At 30.1% G+C, this 1,973-nt stretch carries 2 protein-coding genes; both read left to right on the forward strand.

Annotated elements, in window-relative coordinates:
- The coding region (locus FTV48_RS14590; RefSeq protein ID WP_180000761.1) for a hypothetical protein at window positions 1–1,015 on the forward strand (1,015 nt) is incomplete at its 5' end.
- A gap of 2 nt (window positions 1,016–1,017) precedes the next feature.
- Complete coding sequence (locus tag FTV48_RS14595; protein ID WP_180000762.1) at window positions 1,018–1,890, forward strand: glycosyltransferase family 2 protein; 873 nt, start codon at window positions 1,018–1,020, stop codon at window positions 1,888–1,890.
- Window positions 1,891–1,973 lie beyond the last annotated feature (83 nt).

Here is a 1,973-nt window from a genome sequence, read left to right on the forward strand (position 1 = left end):
AAGTGGGGTTCCGCAGTTTAGTCACATTTTTATTATGGGGGCTATTTTATTATTATTTAATAAAAGTTCTTCAATAAATATTGAATACTCTAATACAATTTTATTGTTTGTCGCATATGCAATTTGTGTGAATTTTGCCTGGTATTTAATCGTTTTAGATTCCAGTTATATGATGTCGACTGTTTACTGGATCTTTAATTTATTATTCTTTTTATTAATGATGAACCTGAATCAGGTTCAGATTAATTTTTTCCATGAAAAACTATTATTTCTTATTCCTTTCTCCTATGTCATTGAAATTATTATCTGGGCAAGTAACTTAGGTCGTTATGATTTTGACCCACGATACAATGGTCTTTTTAATGATCCTAATCAAATGGCATTTTGGGTGCTCAGTACCTGTGCAATTTATTTATATATTTCTGGAAGCAACTTTAAAAAAATAGTCGTTTATTTGTTAGCCTTATTTCTGATTTTATTGACCATGTCAAGATCTGCTTCTGTTGGCTTTTTAATGTTAACGCTAGGATTTATATTTAGCCAAAAAGGAGAACTCAATAAAAGAATATTTGTATTCTTTGGGACCTTGGTTTTTTTTGGTGTTTTAAGCTACTTTTTATATAACATGGGGGTTTTTGATAATGTTGTATTACGATTTGTAGAAGGATTAGATCAAAGAGATAGCCAAGTAGAAGGACGCGGTCTTTTTAGTTTTTTTGATTATCCTCAATATTTGATTTTTGGGGCTGGGCAAGGTGCTCACTGGTTATATAACCCCACAGGCAATGAAATTCATTCAACTTGGTTAGGAATCTTGTTTTATTATGGAATTGTAGGCATATCCTTATTTTTAATATTTTTATATCAAATATTCAAGAAACTTTCACTTTCAAACAAAATAATATTATTAGGGCCAATGTTATATGGGTTTACCACTTATAGTGCAAGAACGCTTATTTTCTGGTTTTTATTGGCGGCTTTTTTACTATTTTCAAATAATAATAAGGAAGAATAAATATGTATATTTCTATAGGAATTCCATTTTTTAATGCAGAAAAATACTTGGAAGATGCGATTAAGTCAGTACTGGCTCAAACTTTTAAAAACTGGGAGTTAATATTGGTAGATGATGGATCAACAGACCGGTCTTTAGAGATAGCCCAGTCATTTGTCGATCCTCGAATCCGTATCATTTCTGATGGGTACAATAGAAGATTGCCTTACCGCTTAAATCAGATTATTAATGAAGCAAAATATGACCTTATCGCACGTATGGATGCTGATGATTTAATGGCAGTAGACCGGCTGGAAAAACAGGTTAAAGTTTTGAATGAAAATCCAGAAATTGACTTAGTGGTAACCAGCTTATATTCCATTGGCAATAAAAATGAAATTTTAGGAAAAAGAATCTTTTCTAATCACCAGATGCAGCCAAAAGAAATTTTACAAGGTCTGACCAATTTATTACATCCTTCACTTCTTGCACGTAAGGCATGGTGTCAAAGAAATCTTTATCAAATCGATAACTGCTTAGCTGAAGATTATGAATTATGGCTCTTGGCAGCGATAAAAAATGATTTTAATTATCTGGTTATGCAAGAACCCTTGTATTTTTATAGAGAAGTAGAAAATGTAAAAAAAGAAAAAATGGTCCGTGGTTATAATACCCAAATTAAAGTGATTAAAAAATATTATAAGAATACTATATCTGATATAGACAAAAATAAAATTATTTTAAAATTTCAAGTCAAAAAAATTGTAGTGAGAATATTAAATTTCCTGAATTTAATGCAAGTTCTACAAATACGTAGGATTACATCTGTCTCTGATCAGGATAAAGATTTTTATAATGAAATATTTATTATTTCAAGGCAAACCAAGTTTAATTAATATAGAGATAAATTGCTGTTAAAAAACAGATTTTTTAGAGACTGAATCTCATAAAAAATTACGCATGACCTCCCTGTATTTTT

The sequence above is a fragment of the Acinetobacter sp. YH18001 genome, assembly GCF_013416975.1.
Taxonomy (GTDB): domain Bacteria; phylum Pseudomonadota; class Gammaproteobacteria; order Pseudomonadales; family Moraxellaceae; genus Acinetobacter; species Acinetobacter pseudolwoffii.